Source organism: Nostoc sp. (assembly GCF_035638895.1).
GTDB lineage: Bacteria > Cyanobacteriota > Cyanobacteriia > Cyanobacteriales > Nostocaceae > Nostoc.
Genome location: NZ_DASQZC010000354.1, coordinates 1 through 3,319, shown reverse-complemented (window position 1 = coordinate 3,319; position 3,319 = coordinate 1). Strand labels below are relative to the sequence as shown.

The 3,319-nt window shown below is 44.6% G+C and carries 1 protein-coding gene; it reads left to right on the top strand.

The window, feature by feature from the left end; all coding sequences use genetic code 11:
• Positions 1 to 2,879 (top strand): methionine synthase (metH, locus tag VE944_RS17315; protein WP_324979291.1); only part of this gene is annotated, 2,879 nt, incomplete at its 5' end.
• Between the last annotated feature and the right edge of the window lie 440 nt (positions 2,880 to 3,319).

Sequence of the window (3,319 nt, the reverse complement as noted above, 5' to 3'; positions counted from 1 at the left end):
AACCTTACCCAATTGACATTCTCGGTCTAAACTGCGCCACTGGGCCAGACTTGATGAAACCACATATCAAGTATTTGGCAGAACATTCACCTTTCATCGTTTCCTGTATTCCCAACGCGGGTTTACCTGAGAACGTTGGCGGTCAAGCGCACTACCGCCTGACACCGTTAGAATTACGGATGTCGCTGATGCATTTTGTTGAAGATTTGGGTGTCCAAGTGATCGGGGGTTGCTGTGGGACACGTCCAGAACACATTCAACAATTGGCAGAAGTAGCTAAAGGTCTGAAGCCAAAAGTTAGGCAACCTAGTTTAGAACCAGCAGCAGCATCAATTTACACCACTCAGCCCTACGATCAAGATAATTCCTTCTTGATAGTTGGCGAACGTCTGAACGCCAGTGGTTCTAAGAAGTGCCGCGATTTGCTAAACGCCGAAGATTGGGATGGACTCGTTTCAATGGCAAGGGCGCAAGTAAAAGAAGGCGCACACATCCTCGATGTCAATGTCGATTATGTAGGACGCGACGGCGTGCGGGATATGCACGAACTAGTTTCGCGCATTGTTAATAATGTGACACTGCCTTTAATGCTTGACTCCACCGAATGGGAAAAAATGGAGGCAGGTTTAAAAGTTGCCGGTGGTAAGTGTTTGCTGAACTCCACCAACTACGAAGATGGAGAACCGCGCTTTTTTAAGGTGTTGGAGTTAGCGAAGAAATACGGTGCTGGTGTAATTATTGGTACTATCGATGAAGATGGGATGGCGCGGACAGCAGATAAGAAATTTGCGATCGCTGGGCGTGCATACCGTCAAGCTGTAGAATATGGCATACCACCCACAGAAATATTCTTTGATACTCTAGCGTTACCCATTTCCACCGGGATTGAAGAAGACCGAGAAAACGGTAAAGCCACCATTGAATCCATCCGGCGCATTCGTGAAGGATTGCCTGGATGTCATGTGATTTTGGGTGTTTCCAATATTTCCTTTGGTTTAACTCCAGCCTCGCGGATGGTGCTGAACTCGGTGTTTTTGCACGAAGCGACGACGGCGGGAATGGATGCAGCCATTGTCAGCGCTAACAAAATTTTACCGTTATCGAAGATTGACGTCCGCCATCAAGAAATTTGTCGCCAGTTGATTTATGATGAGCGGAAATTTGAGGGTAATGTTTGCGTTTACGATCCCTTGGGAGAGCTTACCACAGCGTTTGCCGGGGTGACAACTAAGCGCGATCGCTCTTTAGATGAAAGTCTCCCCATTCCAGAACGCCTCAAACGCCACATCATCGACGGCGAACGCATTGGCTTAGAAGAACATCTGAAAAAAGCCTTAGAAGAACATCCCCCCTTGGAGATTATCAACACCTTCCTGCTAGATGGCATGAAAGTTGTTGGGGAATTGTTCGGTTCTGGACAAATGCAGTTACCCTTCGTCTTGCAATCTGCGGAAACCATGAAAGCGGCGGTAGCATTTCTAGAACCCTTCATGGAGAAATCAGAATCAGGCAACAATGCCAAGGGAACCTTTATCATTGCCACAGTTAAAGGCGATGTCCACGACATTGGTAAAAACTTGGTGGATATCATCTTGTCCAACAATGGCTACAAGGTGATTAACTTGGGAATTAAACAACCAGTAGAAAATATCATCAATGCTTACGAACAGCACAAACCTGATTGTATTGCCATGAGTGGTTTGCTGGTAAAATCCACCGCCTTCATGAAAGAGAACTTGGAGGTATTCAACGAAAAGGGAATTAGTATCCCTGTAATTTTAGGTGGTGCAGCCTTGACTCCCAAGTTTGTCTATGAAGATTGCCAAAATGCCTACAAAGGGAAAGTTGTTTATGGCAAAGATGCCTTTTCTGACTTGCACTTCATGGATAAATTAATGCCAGCAAAGGCAACTAATAACTGGGAAGATTTGCAGGGATTTTTGAACGAAATCGAAACTGCTGAAGTTTCGACAAATGGTAACAAAGAACCAAAAGCTACAACTGCTGAAGAAACATCTGCTGAACCAAAAGTAGTAGATACGAGACGTTCCGAAGCTGTGGCTGTGGATATTGAACGTCCCACACCGCCTTTCTGGGGAACGAAGTTATTGCAACCTAGTGATATTCCCATTGAGGAAATATTCTGGCACTTGGATTTACAAGCTTTGGTTGCTGGACAATGGCAATTCCGCAAACCAAAGGAACAATCTAAGGAAGAATATCAGGCTTTCTTGGCTGAGAAAGTATACCCAATCTTAGAAACTTGGAAGCAGCGAATTATTGAAGAAAATCTGTTGCATCCCCAAGTGATTTATGGGTATTTTCCTTGTCAAGCGGAGGGGAATTCTCTACATATATATGATTCAGAGAACCAATCACAAGAGGTTACAACTTTCGAGTTTCCCAGACAAAAGTCTTTAAGGCGGTTGTGCATAGCAGATTTCTTTGCACCGAAGGAATCGGGAATTATTGATGTCTTCCCCATGCAGGCGGTGACTGTAGGAGATATTGCCACAGAATTCGCCCAAAAGCTGTTTGCAGCTAATCAATACACCGATTATCTGTATTTCCACGGTATGGCGGTACAGTTTGCAGAGGCTGTGGCTGAATGGACACACGCCAGAATTCGCCGGGAGTTAGGTTTTAGTGCTGAGGAACCCGACAATATTCGCGATATATTGGCACAACGCTATCGTGGCTCACGGTATAGTTTTGGGTATCCAGCTTGTCCAAATATTCAAGACCAATACGAGCAACTGGAGTTATTGCAGGCTGACAGGATTAACTTGTATATGGATGAAAGTGAACAACTTTATCCAGAACAGTCTACCACTGCGATTATTGCTTACCATCCGTTAGCAAAATACTTTAGCGCGTAGAATCCTACTCGTTAACCCAATAGGCTTGGTGTTAGTGATATTTTCCTTCGGAAGATCGCCCGAACCCCCCTTAAAAAGGGGGGCTTAATTTAATACAAGACCTCTTGCATAAATGAACCCCACCCCGCCAAAGCTATACTTTGTCTCCCCTCCCCGCCTGCCGGGAGGGATGAGGATCAAGCAAGGTACTGTTGCTTTCACGATTTTTCCGGGAATCCTGTAGTTGTATACCCACCAAATTTGTCTAGTAATACTTAGTACACCTTTGGGTAAAATCGTAACGTTTTTAAACGCAGAGAGATACAGAGGTTTGCCCAATCTATTCGCTAGTAATTAGGATCGTGGATTTAATAAGATATCAAACTTTGTTTGAGGTTTCTTGTCCTATGCGAAAACAACAACCGAGAGTTACAGGTTATTTAATCCACGATCCTTAATCA